The sequence below is a fragment of the Pseudomonas sp. gcc21 genome (genome assembly GCF_012844345.1).
Taxonomy (GTDB): Bacteria; Pseudomonadota; Gammaproteobacteria; order Pseudomonadales; family Pseudomonadaceae; genus Halopseudomonas.
The window spans coordinates 424,816-442,354 of sequence record NZ_CP051625.1; the positions used below are offsets into that span (position 1 = coordinate 424,816).

A 17,539-nucleotide genomic window follows, 5' to 3' on the forward strand; every position below is an offset into this window, starting at 1 on the left:
AAGCGCAAGCGTACCACCAACTGGGTAGCCTGTTCCATGGCGCGCCTGGGTCAGTGATGCGGCTGTGTCAGATGATCAGCGTTGTGGCTGGAGCCATGACCCATGAGCATCGCCTTATGCGGACCAGGCAATGTCCATATGCCGAACAGGATCACCATGACTGCAGCGCTCACACGTACAGCACGTTTGCGCAGCAACGCCATCAGCCGTTCGGCCGCGAGGCCAGTGGCGAGCAGGGTGGGCAAGGTACCTATGCCAAACGCCAGCATCAGCCCCGCCGAGAGGCCGGTACTGCCCTGACTGCTGGCCCATACCAGTGTGCTGTACACCAGGCCGCAGGGTAGCCAGCCCCATAGTGCGCCGAGAGCCATGGCCTGTGGCAAACGTTTGACCGGAAGCAATGCGCGGGCATGGGGTTCGATATGTTTCCACAGCCCCCGGCCTACGCGCTCGATACGCGTTAATCCGGACCACCAGTTGGCTAGATATAAGCCCATGGCAATCATCAGCAATCCGGCCAAGGCACGTAATGCCATGTCCAAGCCCAGATCCCGGAGCAGCCAGCCTACGCTGCCGAGCAAGGCGCCGGCGGCAGAGTAGCTGGCGATACGGCCGGCGTTATAGCCAAGCAGGATGCGCCACATTGCCCACCCGCGTCGCTGCTCTACCGGAATTGCCAGCGTAAGCGCCCCCATCAACCCGCCACACATACCGATGCAATGGCCTCCGCCGAGCAGGCCCAGCGCCAGTGCAGTCAGGACCAGGGGGAGGAGCTCTGCTGTCACGTTTTGCGCTCCGGATCATCGGAATCCGGTTTTGGCGCATCATCTTCGGGTGTTGTTCTTTTCTGCGCAGCGAGGTGAGCAGGGTCGTCCTCATCGAACAGGATGCTATGGGCTGGGCTATCCAGATCGTCATACTGTCCGCTGTTCACTGCCCAGTTGAATACCCATATGGCAACAATGACCAGCACGACGGCGACGGGCACCAGAATATAAAGAACGGTCATGCGGGTTCCTCCACAGTAATCGAGTGGCGGGGCGGTGGTTTAACCGGTTTGCCCAGGCGCGTCAGTCGCAGCGCATTGAGAACTACCAGCAACGAACTGGCCGACATGCCGATCGCCGCCCAGGCGGGTGTCACCATTCCCAATGCGGCCAGAGGCAGCACGCCGGCGTTGTATACGCTGGCCCAGAACAGATTCTGCAGCATGATCCGGCGGGTTCGACGAGCCCCGTTCAATGCGTGCAGGATAACACTCAGATGCCCGCTCAGCAGGACGGCGTCAGCGCTGGTCTTGGCCAGATCGGAAGCCTGCCCCATGGCAATCGAGACGTTGGCGCTGGCGAGCACGGGCACATCGTTGACACCATCGCCCAGCATCAACACCGACGCGCCCTCGGCCTGCAACCTTTGCACGAAGGCGAGTTTATCGTCAGGGCTGGCATTGCCTATCGCTTCGCTGATCCCCAATTTGCCAGCCATGCGCTGGACAACGCCGCTGTGATCCCCAGACAGCAGCACAACGCGCATGCCACGTGCCTGCAAGCCAGCCACCATGTCGACCGCATCAGTGCGCAGGCGGTCGTTCAGGATAAACCAGGCGATTGGTCCTTCGGCATCGCCCAGCAGCAACCATTGGCCGGCAGCATCAGGCAGAGAAGGGGCTGGATAGGTGCCAAGCTGAGCGACGAAATCGGGCTTGCCAATACGCAGCTGCCGGCCGTTGCAGGTGCCTTCAAGGCCGAGACCCGGATGATTGCTGACGTGCTCGGCCTGCTCCGTAGTACGGCCAAAAGCTCGTGCTATCGGGTGTTCGGAGCGGGCTTCAAGCATCCGCGCCAGATGTAGCGCATGGTCTGCATCCTGGCCCGGAAAGGCGTCGATCCGTTCCAGTGTCATGCGGCCTTCGGTAAGCGTGCCGGTCTTGTCGAGGATGACCGTATCGACCTTGGTCAGGCCTTCAAGTACGTGGCCACGGGTTACCAGCATGCCCAGCTTGTGCAGACTACCTGTGGCGGTAGTGAGCGCGGTGGGGGTAGCCAGCGAGAGCGCGCAGGGACAAGTGGCAACCAACATGGCGAGAACAATCCAGAATGCTGTTTCACCATTGACCTGCCACCACCAGAGCCCGCCCACCAACACCACTGCAAGCAGAACGGTCAGCAAAAAATATTGTGCGACGGTATCGGCGATGCGCGCCAGTTTTGGTTTGTCACTCTGGGCGCGCTCAAGCAAGCGCACGATTGCCGAAAGTCGGGTTTCTTCGCCTATGGCGGTTACCCTGATACGGACGGGTCCTTCCACATTCAACGTCCCGGCTGCCACCGCATCGCCGCAGCGCTTGGTCAGCGGTAAGTACTCGCCGGAGAGGGCCGATTCGTCGATGCTGCTGACACCTTCGATAATGATGCCATCAGCTGGAATGCTCTCGCCGGGCTTCACTTCCAGCAGATCGCCTTCCTTTACCTCTTCAAGCATGATGCGGCTGGGCTTGCCGGTGGCATCCACGCGCACCGCGCTCGGTGGTAGAAGGTTGACCAGCCGAGCGGTGCTTTCAACGGTACGCTGTCTGGCACGGCGTTCGAGGTAGCGGCCGGCGAGCAGGAAGAACGCGAACATGGTCACCGAGTCGAAGTAGACTTCGCCGGTGTTGGTAACCGTTGCCCAGATTCCGGCCAGATAGGCTCCACCGATAGCGAGCGAGACCGAGACGTCCATGGTCAGGCGGCGATTGCGCAGGTCCCGCCACGCGCCCTGAAAAAACGGAGCACAACTGTAGAACACCACGGGTGTGCTCATCACCAGGCTTATCCACCTGAGCATGACGGCCATGCTCTCGCTGAGGTCCTGATTGAATTCCTCATAGAGCGCCATATTGGCCATCATCACCTGCATGAACATCAGGCCCGCCAGACCCAGGCGACGCAGATAGCGTTTGTTCTCTGTGGCGATCTGCTCGCTGGCCTTGTCGGATTCGTAGGGATGGGCCGCATAGCCGATACGCTTGAGCTCGGCCAGAATGGCCGATAGCTGAGTCTGCTCCGGCTGCCAGTTAACCGTCAGGCGGTGATTGCCCAGGTTGATTGAGGCCTGGCTCACGCCCGGTATCTGCGCCAGCCGCTTCTCGATCAGCCAGCCACAGGCGGCGCAGGTGATGCCTTCGACGAGTAGCTGAATCTGTTGGGTATCGCCGTCGGTGCGCACATAACGCGTTTGTACGTCGGCACGATCCAGCATTTCCAGCTCGTCCTGCAGCGCTTCTGGAAGTGCTTCAGGATTGAGAGAATTGTCGGTGCGGTGTCGGTAGTAGGATTCCAGTCCCCCAGCGACAATCGCATCAGCGACTGCCTGGCAGCCCGGACAGCACATGAGGCGCTTCTCGCCAAGAATATCGCTGCTCCACGATGAGCCGGCAGGTACCGGCTCACCGCAGTGATAACAGGAGAGGGGACGGGTCATTGCCTATCGGGGGGCCAACGTGTAGGACTGGCCAGCCGCAAGCGTGAGTTCATCGGTGAGGCGCCAACCATCGTCCCCAGCCAGCAGAGGATCGCTCAAGTCGACGTAATGCCGCCCTTCAAGCGGATTTTCGAGCTGACCAGCGTATTGATTTGCACCTACGCGGCGAAGCGTGACAGTGCGATCGCGCTCTGCGTGGGTGGGCGACATGATGTCGAGTTTCAGCTCGGACGGCGCCACATCGAGATCACCCTCCAGGACCAGACTGACCTCCCGGGTGAGTTCGTCAATACTGAACTCGGCCGACAGGTTCAGTTCCTCGGCCAGGCGATCGCGACCCAGATGCATATTGATCGCGCGGCCTTCCTTGTAATAGTTGTCGCGAACCATGCTGTCCTGGTTAAGGATTGACACATAGAGCAGCCCGAGCCCGAGCACGACCGAAAGACCAAGAATACCAATGATGAACCAGGGCCAGAACTGCTTGTACCAGGGTTGAATATCGTCGTCTTCGTGCATCGGTTTACCTTAAAGTGGGGCCCATGAAGCGGCTTTCTGCTTCAGCGCTGATGTCCGGGTCGTCCAATGCGGTCACCTGGAAAGTCACCGGAATATTTGTACCTTCCATGGAGGCAGGGTCCAGCTGGACACTGACCGGAAGTTGAAGCATCGAGCTTGGCTCAACAGCCAGGCGGTTTTCCGCCAGTTCGAGTGTCAGGCCCGGGTGTCCGTCAACAGTCAGGGTGTAGGTTTGTTGCTGCTGGCTCTTGTTGAACAGCTTGATGATATACACGTTCTCGATGTTTCCGCCCCGTGCTTCTCGAAACAGAACGTTTCGGTCGCGCTCAACATCCAGCGACACCTGAGCCATATTGGCTACGGTAGCAATGAACAGGCCGATCATGATCAGCAGGGCGGCACCGTAGCCCAGCAGACGCGGCCGCAATACCTTGGTCTTTTCACCGGCAAGATTGTGCTCGGTGGTATAACGGATCAGGCCGCGCGGGTAGTTCATCTTGTCCATGACTTCATCGCAGGCGTCGACACAGGCCGCGCAACTGATGCATTCATACTGCAATCCGTCACGGATATCGATGCCGGTCGGGCATACCTGTACGCAGATGTTGCAGTCGATACAGTCGCCCAGACCTACAGAGGCCGGTTCTACGCCTTTCTTGCGCGGTCCACGCTGCTCCCCGCGGTTAGGGTCATAGGACACGATGAGGGTGTCCTTGTCGAACATCACGCTCTGGAAGCGGGCATAGGGGCACATGTGAAAACACACCTGCTCACGCAGCCAGCCGGCATTGATGTAAGTGGCGGCGGTGAAGAAGAACACCCAGAATGCCGCCCAGCCACCGATCTCCAGGGTAAAGGTATCTACCACCAATTCGCGGATAGGTGTGAAATAACCGACGAAGGTGATGGCGGTCGCGATAGAAACAGCCAGCCATATGCTGTGCTTGGCTGTCCGGCGGGCAAACTTTTCGGCGCTCATGGGCGCCTTGTCGAGCTTGATGCGCGCGTTGCGTTCACCCTCGGTGACGCGCTCAGCCCACATGAAAATCCAGGTCCAGACGGTTTGCGGGCAGGTGTAGCCGCACCAGACGCGTCCAGCGAACACGGTAATGAAAAACAACCCGAAGGCGCAGATGATCAGCAGAAATGACAGCAGGAAGAAATCCTGCGGCTGGAAAGTCGCGCCAAAGATATGGAACTGTCGGGCCGGCAGATCGAACAGTACAGCCTGCCGTCCATTCCACTCAATCCAGGCCGTACCGAAATACAGCATGAACAACGCCGCGATACCCGCCTGGCGAACTTTCTTGAACAGGCCGGTGTAGGAGCGAGCATGGATTTTCGGGCGCTTGGCATACAAGTCGTACGTTTCCACCTTGCCCGAGGTTACATCTTTGACTGGAATCTTTTGAGTCATCTGAGCCTTGGCCGTCTGGGAGGGGGAGGAAACCCGGCCGGAAGAAGATCCGGCCGGGATGGCTTTCCGCACGCATAGGATAATGCGGGGCAGCTCGAGGTACTATGCGACCAGTAGTCGCAACCGCTTACCGGCCTTTAGGGCGGCCAGTGTCAGATACTTCACCTTCTTCCTGGGACAGGCTGTAGACATAAGACGCCAGCATGTGGATCTTGTCTTCACCCAGGTGTGCTTGAGCAGGCATGTTGCCGTTGCGGCCATAGCGCAACGTGTGCTGAACCTGAAGCAGGCTTGAGCCGTACAGCCAGATATCGTCAGTCAGGTTGGGCGCGCCAAGCATCGGATTGCCTTTGCCTTCCGGACCGTGGCAAGCCACGCAGTTGGTCTGGAACACTTTCTTACCTGCTTCGAGATCAACATTCTCGGTCTCGAGGCCAGCCAGGCTGCGCACATAGCCAGCGGTGTTACGTACGCCAGCTTCGCCGATGACAGCCAGCCACGCAGGCATCGCAGCCTGACGGCCTTCGCGCAGAGTAGTCTTGATCTGATCGACGCTGCCGCCCCAGATCCAGTCATTGTCGCTCAGGTTCGGGAAGCCGAACGCACCGCGTGCATCGGAGCCGTGGCATACCGAGCAGTTGGTAGCAAACAGACGCTGGCCGATACGCACTGCATCTTCATCGCGTGCCACTTCTTCAACTGGCATATCAACATAGCGGGCGAAAATCGGCGCGAACTGCGCCTCTGCACGCTCGACTTCGTCCTGGTATTGCTCGACCTGAGTCCACCCGAGCACACCTTTCCATTTGCCCATGCCGGGGTAGAGCACCAGATAGACAACGCTGAACACGATAGTGGCGACGAACAGCATGAACCACCAGCGGGGCAGGGGGTTGTCGTACTCTTCGATACCGTCAAACGAGTGGCCTGTTGTCTGATCGGTATGGTCTGCTTTCTGTCCCTTGCGCGTGGCGAACAGCAGCCAGGTAATAAGGATAAGAAAGACCGTGGTGAGGGCGATGATGTACCCACTCCAGAAATTACTCATTTGTCATTGCTCCTGGTGTCATGCTGCTCACGGGCCGTTTTCTCATCGTTCTCTTCATCGGCGAAGGGCAAGTTAGCCGCTTCGTCGAAGTCCTTTTTCTTGTACGAGCTGTAAGCCCATATCACGATGCCGATGAAGGCCACCATCGCAAAGATGGTGGCGATGCCGCGGAGAGTGTTGATATCCATTGGTTGATTACCTGCGGTCGGACAAGACGGTGCCGAGGTGCTGCAGATAGGCGATTACAGCGTCGATCTCGGTAACGCCTTGCACTGCTTCGCTCGCGCCAGCTATGTCTTCATCGGTGTATGGCACGCCCAGCGTACGCAGCACTTCCATCTTGCGGCCAGTATGCTCGCCGTCCAGAACGTTGTGCTGCAGCCATGGATAGGACGGCATCTTGGACTCCGGGACAACATCACGCGGGTTGATCAGGTGAGCGCGGTGCCAGTCGTCAGAGTAGCGGCCGCCGACGCGGGCCAGGTCTGGACCGGTACGCTTGGAGCCCCACAGGAAGGGGTGCTCCCAGACGCTCTCGCCCGCTACAGAATAGTGGCCATAGCGCTCGGTTTCCGAGCGGAACGGGCGGACCATTTGCGAGTGGCAACCTACACAGCCTTCGCGGATATAAATATCCCGACCTTCAAGCTCCACCGCGGTGTAAGGACGCAGTCCTTCAACGGGTTCGGTCGTCTCTTTCTGGAAGAACAGGGGTACGATCTGAGTCAGACCGCCGAAGCTGATCGCAAATACGATCAGCACCACCAGCAGGCCTACGTTCTTTTCTACTATGTCGTGTTTCATCAAATTGCTCCTCAGACCATCTGCGCCGCGGCTTCAGCTTCGGCAACCTCGGACTGGCGGATAGTGCGCCAGACGTTGTACGCCATGATCACCATGCCGATCAGGAAGAATGCGCCACCAATCATGCGGACCACGAAGCCGGGGTGGCTGGCTTCCAGTGCTTCGACGAACGAGTAGGTGAGGGTGCCGTCGACGTTTACTGCGCGCCACATCAGGCCCTGGGTAATGCCGTTTACCCACATGGATACGATATACAGAACGGTACCGACGGTTGCCAGCCAGAAGTGCGCATTGATCAGCCCGACGCTGTACATCTGTTCACGACCGAACAGCTTGGGAATCATGTGGTACACAGCACCGATTGAAATCATTGCCACCCAGCCCAGAGCGCCGGCGTGTACGTGGCCAATGGTCCAGTCGGTGTAGTGGGACAGGGCGTTGACCGTCTTGATGGCCATCATCGGGCCTTCAAAGGTGGACATGCCGTAGAACGCCAGAGCCACGACCAGGAAACGCAGGATCGGATCGGTGCGCAGCTTATGCCAGGCGCCCGACAGGGTCATCATGCCGTTGATCATGCCACCCCAGCTCGGAGCCAGCAGGATAAGCGACATCACCATGCCCAGCGACTGTGCCCAGTCAGGCAGAGCGGTGTAATGCAAGTGGTGCGGGCCGGCCCAGATGTACAGGGCGATCAGGGCCCAGAAGTGCACAATCGACAGACGATAGGAGTAGATCGGACGATTGGCCTGCTTGGGTACGAAGTAGTACATCATGCCCAGGAAGCCGGCGGTCAGGAAGAAGCCCACCGCGTTGTGTCCATACCACCACTGCACCATGGCGTCGGTCGCGCCGGCGTAGGCAGAGTAGGATTTGAGCATGCTGACCGGCAGCGCAGCACTGTTGACGATGTGCAGCACAGCGATGGTAATAATGAAGGCGCCATAGAACCAGTTGCCGACATAGATATGCTTCATCTTGCGCTTCATGATGGTGCCGAAGAACACCACGCCGTACGTGACCCAGACCAGCGCGATCAGAATGTCGATCGGCCACTCAAGCTCGGCGTATTCCTTGGTGGACGTCAGACCCAGAGGCAGGGTGATGATCGCAAGCACAATGACGGCCTGCCAGCCCCAGAACGTGAACGCAGCCAGGCTGTCGGAGAATATCCGTGCCTGTGAGGTGCGCTGAACAACGTAATAGGAGGTGGCCATCAGGGCGCAGCCACCAAACGCGAAAATGACCGCGTTAGTGTGCAATGGACGCAAACGTCCGAAACTCAACCAGGGTAGGTCAAAACTGAGTTGAGGCCAGACCAGTTGTGCGGCGATAAAGACGCCTAATGCCATACCTACAATACCCCAGACCACCGTCATGATGGCGAACTGGCGTACTACCTTGTAGTTATAAGCTGTCGGAGTGGTAGCTGTGCTCATGCGAGATTCCACGGATAGCAATGGGTTAAGGGGGGGCGAAGCGGCCGCAAGTATGAGGAAACGCTGAACTCTTTGCAATGACGCAGGTCAACGTTGGCGGTTGTCTGCGACCTCTCTGCAGGGGTATGAGAAGCGCAACGAGCCCGGACTTTGCCGGATCCTCGAAAGCGGTCTTGCCGGGGTCAAACGAGATCGTACAGAATGGGGCCAGCAAGCCAGCCCATAGGGTTCAGGGCTCACTGAACCTCGTCCGTATTAGTTTTTCTAGACGCTCTGGACGGATTAAAGGGTAATCCCGCACGATCCGCATGTGAACCCCTTGATGGCCGTACGGCTGTGACATCTTGTCGCATCATCGGTAACCCGGAAATCCTATGCCCGCTTCCTTTATATACAACCAGCCTGAAACGCCACGGTGTTCAGGGACCTTGTTACTGGCCCATGGTGCCGGCGCGCCAATGGACAGCCCATTCATGGATCTATTGGCGCAGGGCGTCGCTAAGGCGGGATTAAAGGTAGCGCGTTTCGAGTTCCCCTACATGGCGGTTCGTCGAGAAGACGGCCGCAAGCGCCCGCCGAACCCTATGCCGGTACTGCTTGAAGCATTTCGGGATGCCTACAACACATGCCGGGCCGACAATGATGGTCCGGTGTATGTTGCTGGCAAGTCGATGGGCGGACGTGTGGCCAGCATGCTGGCTGACGAGCTGAAAGCCGGCGGGTTAGTGTGTTTCGGTTATCCCTTTCACCCGCCAGGCAAGCCGGAGAAGACCCGGGTCGAGCATCTACGCGATATCGCGACACCCGCCTTGATTATTCAGGGCTCCCGCGACCCTTTTGGCAAGCCCGACGACGTCAGCGGGTATGCGCTGGGCTCACAGGTCGCGATGCACTGGTTGGAGACGGGCGACCATGACTTCAAGCCTCTGAAAGCCAGCGGCCAGACCCAGCTGGCGCTGATCAGTCAGGCAGTACAGGCCTGTGTCCGCTTCATCTCCCACCCTGGCAGCGCTTAAATCCCCAACGCTGCAGGCAGAACGGCTGCTGACATGGTGCCCCAGCGCCGGCCTTTTACCTCAATCGGGACATACAGCACGAACACGATGGTGGACGTTCCGGGCAGCAGGAAGGTGCCCATATTCATATAGATGCACGAGCTCAGGAAATGCAGGTCGGCAGCGTTAGTCACGGCGAAGCGCTTGAAGTTGCTGCGCGCCGCGTCGACTTTCGGGTCACCGGTAGGGGGTTGTGACGACGCGCTGCGGCTGGTCGGCAAATAGCCCTTATCATTAACCGCCGCCATATAGACGATGCCGTCCTTGCCCCCCTGGTCCCATTCATCCAGCAGCGGCCGGATCTGTTTGATGAAGGCGTCAGCCCAGCTCACGTCATGTTTGGGAGGGTTGGTGCCAGCAATCGGCGTATAGCGCTGATCAAACAGATCGACGCCTGCGTTGGCCAGATCATTCAGTCGATCTTGCACTATCTCCCTGCGCTGCATAAGCCGCTGGGTAACTGCTTCCATGTTCCCCTCGCCGAGACGGAAGCCAGCCAGAGAGCGCAGGGTGAAGTGCGTATTGTCACGCAGGGAGTCGGCCTGGCTGAACGTATCTTCCATGCATTTGCTAATGGTGACGCTGAGCTCGCGAATTTCGCCGCCGTGCTTGAGGGTTTCGGCATTGGTAGCGGTGAGCTCCTCCAGGGCGCTGCTGACCATCAACAGGTCATCGTTGGCTTGCTGGAAGTCCTCCACCATGGCGTTGAACTGATCGGCAGCGGTGCTGACGGCCAGACCAGTGGTTTCGGTCTGTTCGAGCATGCCGAGTGTCTGTTGCTCCGCTCCTGACATGGCCTGGGTCATCTGTTCCATCAGATCTGTGATCTGCTCGGCAGCACTGCCTACCTTGAACGACAGATTGCGTACCTCATCGGCCACCACGGCGAAGCCGCGGCCCTGTTCGCCGGCGCGGGCCGCTTCGATGGCCGCGTTCAGTGCCAGCATGTTGGTCTGTGCGGAGAAATCCTGAACCGTATTGAGAATCTCACGAATCCGGGCGGAAGTAGCGGTCAATGCACTGATGTTGCTTTTGAATCCATTCATCGATTCGCTGACCCGGTGCATATTCAGCCGGGCATCACCCATCTGCTGTTTCGATTCGCGAGCCAGCTCCAGGTTGCGGGTGTTGACCGCAGTAATGTCGGACGCGCGCGAGGAGATATCCTGGAGCGCGACCGTTGTCTGTTCGCTGGCATGAAATATCAGTTCCGATAGCTGTTGTTGAAGACCGGCATCCTTCGCAGCCTTTTCCGCCAGCAGCCGGCTGTTCGCTGATGCCAGGGCGGTTCGCAGGCTATTGGTTTGCAGATCGAGCATCACCGTACGTAACCGCTCGTTCAGTTCATTGAACAGGTGGGCGGCTTCGTTCTGCTGCGCTCCGCTCGCTGCCAGCTCACGTAGATCGATTTGTTTGCTATTGGTTGCGGCCAGGCGTTCGACCAGATCGCCCGCCTGGTGCTGAACTGAGCGCGCCTGCAGGATCAGATAGAAGGCCACCGGGGTGAGCAGAATGGCCATGACCAGGAGCACGCCGTCTGCCAGCCATATGATCGTGCCGGTGAAGAACACTTGGCACAGACACAGCGCCAGGCAAATGCCCGCCCGGGACATACGGGGAAGATTAGGTGCAAGGCCGTTCTTGGGTGCGGTTTCCGTCGCGTTCATATTTTCCTCATAACGCATATTAGGTTGCGTTTTTCGCCTATCAATCGATACCGCTGATTGGGTTTCGCCACTATATAGACGTATCGGCAGGGCAGGAAATAACCGAAGGGGAGGGAATGTATTTTTTTGTTATCCGCTGCGTGACAAATGCTCTGCTCGGGTTGCCGCCCTCATGAATCGGACAATGAGGGCAACCAGAGTGATATCTGGGGGAAGAATATCAACAACGCGGTGGCCAGCAGAAGAATGAAGATAAAGGGTGGCGTACCCTTGATGACGTCGAAATACGGGCGTCGGAAGATGGCCATTGCGGTGAAGATGTCGCAGCCGAACGGAGGCGTGGCAGAGCCAATTGCCGCTTGCAGGGTCACGATGACACCCACATGCACTGGGTCGAGTCCAGCTGCGTCTACCGCGGGTTTGAACAGCGGCGTGAGAATCAGGATGACCACGATGGGGTCGACGAACATGCAGCCGATGAAAAAGGAAATAGCAATCAGGCCAAGCACCAACAGTTGACTGTCGCCGATAGTCTCGATGATCGGCCCAAGTATCGCCTGGGGTATGCCCGCGAACGAGATGGTATAGGTGAATGCCGTCCCGGCTGCTACCAGAATGAAGACCACGGCTGTAATCAGGCCAGTTGAAAGCGCCACATCCCAGATTTCGCTGATCTTGACCGCACGCAAAATGACGATTTCCAGCACCAACGCATACAGCACCGCAATGGCCGCAGCTTCAGTCGGGCTGAAAATGCCCCCATAAATGCCGCCAACCACAACCAGCGGAAAACCCAGGGGCAGTACGGCCTTTTTCATTGCTGCCCAACGAACGGCCCAACCCAAACGGGGTTCAGGTTCGATGCCCATGCGGATCGAACCTATCCAGCAGTACAGCGAAAACATCAGCAGAATCATCAGGCCAGGCAGAATGCCGGCAATGAACAGGTTACCGATCGAAGCGCCGGATACCACGCCGTAAATGATCATGCCGATACTGGGCGGAATCAGCAGCGCGATATCGCTGGCGTTGATGATCAACGCCAGGGTAAAGCTGTCGGAATAACCTTTCTCGAGCAGCTTTGGCCGCATCGGGCCACCCATGGCAACCACTGTAGCCTGCGTAGAGCCTGAAACGGCGCCAAATAATGTACAGCCGGCAGCGGTGGTAATTGGTAAGCCGCCGCGCAGATGACCAACGAAACTCTGTACCAGGTCGAGCAACCGTTGGGAGGTGTGGCCGCGAGTCATGACATCCGCAGCGAATATGAATAGTGGAACGGCAGCCAACGCCCAGGATTGAACGCCGCTGATCATCTGCCCCAACAGCAGGCTGACATTGTTCATGTCGAGTTCAAGAAACAACAACATAAGACTGGCGGCGAGCAGGGGAACCAGCATCGGGAACCCTAGCAGCAGCAATACCACCATAACGATCATTGTCAGGGTCAGCATGGCTTGTGTACCGGGTTACGGAGCTGAGTCGGGCACTTCATCGTAGACTTCTTTCTCATTGAATGAACGGTAGATGCCCTTGGAAAGCATGTTGCGAATTGCAGTCAGCCAATACTGGACGCCCGCCAGAACGAAGCCCAGCGGGGCCATCAGATAGGGAATCCATAACGGGATTTGCAGCGCGGAAGAAGTACGGCCGCGGTTCTGTATCGCCATGACGTAATCCCATGCATGCCAGGCAAAGAAGAACATCAGGGCGCCGGTCGACAGCGAGATGGTGACCAGAAGGATTTTGCGCGGCGTGCCCTTGAGCTGGTCATAGAAGGCCGACATCGAAATATGCCGTGCGCGGCGAACGGCATAACCCAGCCCGGCGAAGGTCATGATGATCAGACTCATCTGAGTCAGTTCCACCTGACCGGTTACCCCGGTTCCGATTAACTGGCGGCCAATTACATGCACAATCAACAGGCCGGCCAGAAACAGCACGCTGCTGCCTAATATGATTTTTTCGATATGTTCCGCTATTCGATCCAGCGCGCGCAGAGCTTTGCTCAGCAATGCCTTGAACGAGTGGCTGTCCGACGTGTCGGCAGGCTCGGGCATCTGTTGATCCTCTCCATGGCCTGGTCAGGCACTACCCGATCGCGGATATGACGTCGGGATATTTACTTTCAATCTGTAGTCCATGCACTGAGTAAAGGATCACGTTGCATGCACTACGAGAATAGTTTCTTTTTTGACCTTAACTCATGACTCGAGTTTTTGCACGACGTGGACATATGACGACCTTGTGATAAGGTTAAAAGCGGTTAACCAGAACAATCGATAAGGAGCGTTCCATGAACTGGCGTAATGGAGTAGTTGGGGCGGCAGCCCTGGTATTGGCGGCGTGTGGTTCGGATGAACCGGAAACAGCCGAAACCGGCCTTGATGCACAACCGGAACCGGGGCAGGTCGAAGTATGGCGAGTTGGCCTTGAAGAGATTGAAGGCAGTGTCCAATACGAATACGCCGCGCAGTTCGCGGAACTCATGAGCGAGAAGACAAACGGCGAAGTTGAAGTCCAACTCTTCCCTTATGGCCAGCTCGGCGGTTTGACCGATATCTATGACCAGGTCCAGGCAGGCTCGATCGAAATGGCGTTTGGCTCCGGCTTTCTTGGCGGGACCGTCCCTGAATCACAGTTGTTCAGCCTGAACTTCGTCCTCACCGATGACGAAAAGCGAAACACCGAAGTTCTTAATCACCCCGATTTCCGCAAGCACCCCGCTCTCATCGAAGCGTTCAACGAACGTGATCTCCAGCCGTTGGCAATTGTGCCGGAAGGTTGGCAGGTGTGGACCGCAAACAAGGCAATCCGTACGCCTGAAGATTTCCAGGGGCTGGCCATCCGCACCATGGATAACCGTCTGCTGAGCGAAACATACAGTGCCTACGGCGCCGACCCGACCACTATGGAATACGGCGAGCTGTATAGCGGCCTGCAGTTGGGGCAGCTGGACGGTAATATTCAGCCGGTATTCGCACATCAGGAAATGGACTTCTATCAAGTCCAGGACTACATGATCTTTGCCAATCAGGCACAGTTTATCGCCACCTTCATGGCCAACCAGTCCTGGTACGAAAACCTGTCTGATGAGCTCAGGGACCTGATCGAAGAAGTAGTGGTGGAACTGGTGCCCTATATTCATGACGTGCAGACGCGTCTGAACACCGAGCGCCTGGATATCATCACCGAGAACAGCGATATCGAGCTGATCTACCTCACCGCCGAAGAGCGTGCAGCCTTCCGCGAGCGCAGTTTGCCGGTTCGCGATGTCTTCGTCGATATGGTTGGCGAGCGTGGTGAAACGCTGCTTAATGCACTTCTCGAGCAGGTAGGCGATGAGTCACAGCAGGAACAGCCCGATGCCGCTGAGGAACCTGAAGCTGAAGCGGGCGAGCAACCTGAAGAGGCAACAGACGAGGCAACAGAAGCAGAGCAGCCTGAAGCGGCGTAAGACGCTCATACCTGCCTGGTTTCGCAGGAGTTCGATCAAGGCCGGCGCACTTTCTCGTGCGCCGGCCTTTTTCATGAGTAAAGCATGGTTGCGCGGTGTCATATTCGGCACAGCGCTTCCCTGGCTGATATTCAGTCAGTAGCATACAAAACTGAAACGTCACAGCATTGGATACCCCATGACCGCTATAGATCGTCCCGCCATCAAACGTGCCCTCGCTCAATATCAGGATCCCTATACAGGGACAGATCTGGTGAGTTCGGGTTGCCTCAAGCAGTTGGATATAGACGGCGGCAAGGTTACGGCGGAGGTGGTGTTGGGTTATGCGGCGGCCGGCATCATCAACGGAATCGCCGAAATGCTCAGAGTTGCCGTTGAGAACGTGGATGGCGTCGAATCGGCCACTATCAACGTGCGCTGCGAGATTGCCGCCGCGCCTGCGCAGGGTTCAGTGGAAGCGCTGCACAACGTCAAGAATATTATCGCCGTGGCATCGGGCAAGGGCGGTGTGGGCAAGTCCACTACTGCCGCCAACCTTGCGCTGGCGTTATCCAGAGAAGGTGCCCGGGTCGGCGTGCTTGATGCTGATATTTATGGTCCCAGCATGGGGCTGATGCTCGGACTGGCAGAGGGCACGCGCCCTGAAGTACGAGACGAAAAGTTTTTTATCGCGCCGACGGCCCACGGTATACAGGTTATGTCCATGGCCTTTCTGGCCGACGCCAAGACCCCCATGGTGTGGCGGGGCCCGATGGTCTCCGGTGCGCTGATGCAGCTGTTGACGCAAACCGCGTGGAACGACCTCGACTATCTGGTGGTGGATATGCCACCGGGTACCGGGGATATTCAACTGACTCTGGCGCAGAAGGTGCCGGTTACCGGCGCCGTCATCGTCACCACACCGCAGGATCTGGCCTTGCTGGATGCCAAGAAGGGCGTGGAGATGTTCCGCAAGGTGAATATTCCGGTACTGGGCGTGGTAGAGAACATGGCCGTGCACGTCTGCTCCAATTGCGGGCATGCCGAGCACCTGTTCGGCGAAGGAGGCGGGGAGCGGTTGGCGGATGAATATGAGGTGGACCTGCTGGCTTCGATGCCGCTGTCCATGATGATTCGCGAACAGGCCGATGGGGGCAAACCCACCGTCATCGCTGAGCCGGACAGCCAGATCAGCATGCTCTATCAGGACATTGCCCGTCACGTTGGCGCCCGTATCGCCCAGCGCGCCGGACATGCCCAGGCCGCTCCGACCATCAGTATCAGCGATGATTGATGGCTGCTCGCCTGCCGACCTTTTGTCGGCAGGCATAACCGGCTAAGATACGGCACCTTTTCTGGTCTTAAAGCAGGACACTCCATGAGCATCAAATCTGACCGCTGGATTCGCCGCATGTCCGAAGAGCAGGGCATGATTGAGCCCTTTCTGGAACGCCAGGTGCGTGGCGAGGAAGGCAGCCGGGTAATCTCCTATGGAGTATCCAGCTATGGCTACGACGTGCGTTGCGCGGATGAATTCAAGGTATTCACCAATATCCACTCGGCTACCGTCGATCCCAAGCATTTCGATGAAGCCAGCTTCGTCGACATCAAGAGTGACGTCTGCATCATTCCGCCGAACTCCTTTGCGCTGGCACGCACCGTGGAATACTTCCGTATCCCGCGTAACGTGCTGACCATTTGCCTGGGCAAGAGCACGTATGCGCGTTGCGGCATTATCGTCAACGTCACCCCGCTCGAACCGGAATGGGAAGGCCATGTAACGCTCGAGTTCTCCAACACCACTACCTTGCCGGCGAAGATCTACGCTAACGAAGGCGTAGCGCAAATGTTGTTCTTCGAATCCGATGAAGTATGTGAAGTGTCGTACAAGGACCGGGGTGGAAAGTACCAGGGTCAGCGCGGCGTAACGCTGCCGCGCGCCTGAGCGCAACCTTCCACCATCGTCTAGTTTGTTTATCGGGCCGAATCGCGCCATGCTGGGTCAAGGAACCTCTGAATAACCACTGCGTTCGGCCAGGCTGCGTTGAGATCCTCCTCAAAGTGCTCATTTACAACACGTAAACTGCGCTTTTTCGTCGGATGTCGCCTTGCCTGGCCTTCGCTCGCTACGTTCTTCAGAGGTTCCTTAAAACAACAACGCATGGTGTGAGGCGACTTTGAAAATCTTCCGTACTCTGGGCTTCTGCTTCCTGTTCATCATGGTGCCGCTTGGCGGCCTCCTGGCCGCGTATCCCAATGAAGTCGCCAATGCCGTCTCGTCAATCTTCGGCACACCAGTCAGTCGCGGTGCGCTGGGTATCGCCTTTCTGTTTATCGCCGCGGTCTGTATGCGCATCGACATGAGTATCCGGCGGCGTCACGCTGAGATGTAGCGGCCGAACAGCCGGCGGGCTTGTTCGGCATTAGGCTGGCTCGACCATAAAACCACTCGTGGCCAGCCGTAGTCGGTTGGGCGACGACCAGTGGGCGAGTTCAGCAAGCATGGCACAGACCCATTCCCCCTTTGAAAAAGGGGACCAGGGGGATTCGGTTTCTGAACTTTAAAGGCAAGCTTTGTAGCCAGTCGCCCACCGCCTGTCAGCTCGCGACAGCTGATTCCGGAGGTAGCGTGGTGGAAGCTGCATTGCTGTGTTGTTGACCCGAACAATCAATCTCGCCAAGCACATTGATT

Annotated in this window: 17 protein-coding genes; 5 read left to right on the plus strand and 12 right to left on the minus strand. The window is 57.7% G+C overall.

The features are described from left to right. Positions 1–50 precede the first annotated feature (50 nt). From HG264_RS02130 to ccoN, 9 genes are all read right to left on the minus strand, one after another. Positions 51–785, minus strand: a complete 735-nt coding sequence (locus HG264_RS02130) for a sulfite exporter TauE/SafE family protein (protein ID WP_256663742.1) — start codon at positions 783–785, stop codon at positions 51–53. Beyond that, a complete protein-coding gene (gene ccoS / locus HG264_RS02135; protein WP_169406113.1) occupies positions 782–1,009 on the minus strand; it encodes a cbb3-type cytochrome oxidase assembly protein CcoS in 228 nt (75 codons plus the stop codon). Before ccoS ends, HG264_RS02130 begins: the two co-directional genes overlap by 4 nt. After that, positions 1,006–3,462, minus strand: coding sequence for a heavy metal translocating P-type ATPase (locus tag HG264_RS02140; RefSeq protein ID WP_169406114.1), 2,457 nt, complete (start codon positions 3,460–3,462; stop codon positions 1,006–1,008). Before HG264_RS02140 ends, ccoS begins: the two co-directional genes overlap by 4 nt. Positions 3,463–3,465: 3 nt before the next feature. After that, complete coding sequence (locus tag HG264_RS02145) at positions 3,466–3,981, minus strand: FixH family protein (protein ID WP_169406115.1); 516 nt, start codon at positions 3,979–3,981, stop codon at positions 3,466–3,468. Positions 3,982–3,985: 4 nt separating this feature from the next. After that, entirely contained in the window at positions 3,986–5,398 is a 1,413-nt protein-coding gene (gene ccoG, locus HG264_RS02150) for a cytochrome c oxidase accessory protein CcoG (RefSeq protein WP_169406116.1), read from the minus strand. Between the two features lie 127 nt (positions 5,399–5,525). After that, the gene (gene ccoP / locus HG264_RS02155; protein WP_169406117.1) at positions 5,526–6,446 is read right to left on the minus strand and encodes a cytochrome-c oxidase, cbb3-type subunit III; all 921 of its coding nucleotides are present in this window, start codon (positions 6,444–6,446) and stop codon (positions 5,526–5,528) included. Beyond that, the gene (locus HG264_RS02160) at positions 6,443–6,634 is read right to left on the minus strand and encodes a cbb3-type cytochrome c oxidase subunit 3 (protein ID WP_150300967.1); all 192 of its coding nucleotides are present in this window, start codon (positions 6,632–6,634) and stop codon (positions 6,443–6,445) included. The genes ccoP and HG264_RS02160 overlap by 4 nt, the downstream gene beginning before the upstream one ends. A gap of 7 nt (positions 6,635–6,641) precedes the next feature. Next, on the minus strand, positions 6,642–7,250 hold the full coding sequence (gene ccoO, locus HG264_RS02165; protein WP_169406118.1) for a cytochrome-c oxidase, cbb3-type subunit II: 609 nt from the start codon (positions 7,248–7,250) through the stop codon (positions 6,642–6,644). A gap of 11 nt (positions 7,251–7,261) precedes the next feature. Beyond that, entirely contained in the window at positions 7,262–8,689 is a 1,428-nt protein-coding gene (ccoN, locus tag HG264_RS02170; protein WP_169406119.1) for a cytochrome-c oxidase, cbb3-type subunit I, read from the minus strand. Positions 8,690–9,063: 374 nt separating this feature from the next. Here ccoN and HG264_RS02175 point away from each other — a divergent pair, with 374 nt between their 5' ends. Further along, entirely contained in the window at positions 9,064–9,705 is a 642-nt protein-coding gene (locus HG264_RS02175) for an alpha/beta family hydrolase (RefSeq protein WP_169406120.1), read from the plus strand. Here HG264_RS02175 and HG264_RS02180 read toward each other — a convergent pair. The 3 genes from HG264_RS02180 to HG264_RS02190 all read right to left on the minus strand — a co-directional run bounded on the left by HG264_RS02180 (position 9,702) and on the right by HG264_RS02190 (position 13,471). Beyond that, positions 9,702–11,429, minus strand: coding sequence for a methyl-accepting chemotaxis protein (locus tag HG264_RS02180; RefSeq protein WP_372240190.1), 1,728 nt, complete (start codon positions 11,427–11,429; stop codon positions 9,702–9,704). The genes HG264_RS02175 and HG264_RS02180 overlap by 4 nt on opposite strands. A gap of 152 nt (positions 11,430–11,581) precedes the next feature. Beyond that, positions 11,582–12,865 (minus strand): TRAP transporter large permease, encoded by a 1,284-nt coding sequence (locus HG264_RS02185; protein ID WP_169406122.1) that lies wholly within the window; start codon positions 12,863–12,865, stop codon positions 11,582–11,584. Between the two features lie 15 nt (positions 12,866–12,880). After that, positions 12,881–13,471: a TRAP transporter small permease gene (locus HG264_RS02190; protein ID WP_169406123.1), complete on the minus strand. Its 591-nt coding sequence runs from the start codon at positions 13,469–13,471 to the stop codon at positions 12,881–12,883. Between the two features lie 236 nt (positions 13,472–13,707). Here HG264_RS02190 and dctP point away from each other — a divergent pair, with 236 nt between their 5' ends. The 4 genes from dctP to HG264_RS02210 all read left to right on the plus strand — a co-directional run bounded on the left by dctP (position 13,708) and on the right by HG264_RS02210 (position 17,240). Next, positions 13,708–14,868 (plus strand): TRAP transporter substrate-binding protein DctP, encoded by a 1,161-nt coding sequence (gene dctP / locus HG264_RS02195; RefSeq protein WP_169406124.1) that lies wholly within the window; start codon positions 13,708–13,710, stop codon positions 14,866–14,868. A 178-nt stretch (positions 14,869–15,046) separates the two neighbouring features. Beyond that, positions 15,047–16,141, plus strand: a complete 1,095-nt coding sequence (apbC, locus tag HG264_RS02200) for an iron-sulfur cluster carrier protein ApbC (RefSeq protein WP_169406125.1) — start codon at positions 15,047–15,049, stop codon at positions 16,139–16,141. 84 nt (positions 16,142–16,225) lie between these two features. Then, positions 16,226–16,792 (plus strand): dCTP deaminase, encoded by a 567-nt coding sequence (gene dcd, locus HG264_RS02205; protein WP_169406126.1) that lies wholly within the window; start codon positions 16,226–16,228, stop codon positions 16,790–16,792. A gap of 232 nt (positions 16,793–17,024) precedes the next feature. Next, entirely contained in the window at positions 17,025–17,240 is a 216-nt protein-coding gene (locus HG264_RS02210) for a hypothetical protein (protein WP_169406127.1), read from the plus strand. Positions 17,241–17,539 lie beyond the last annotated feature (299 nt).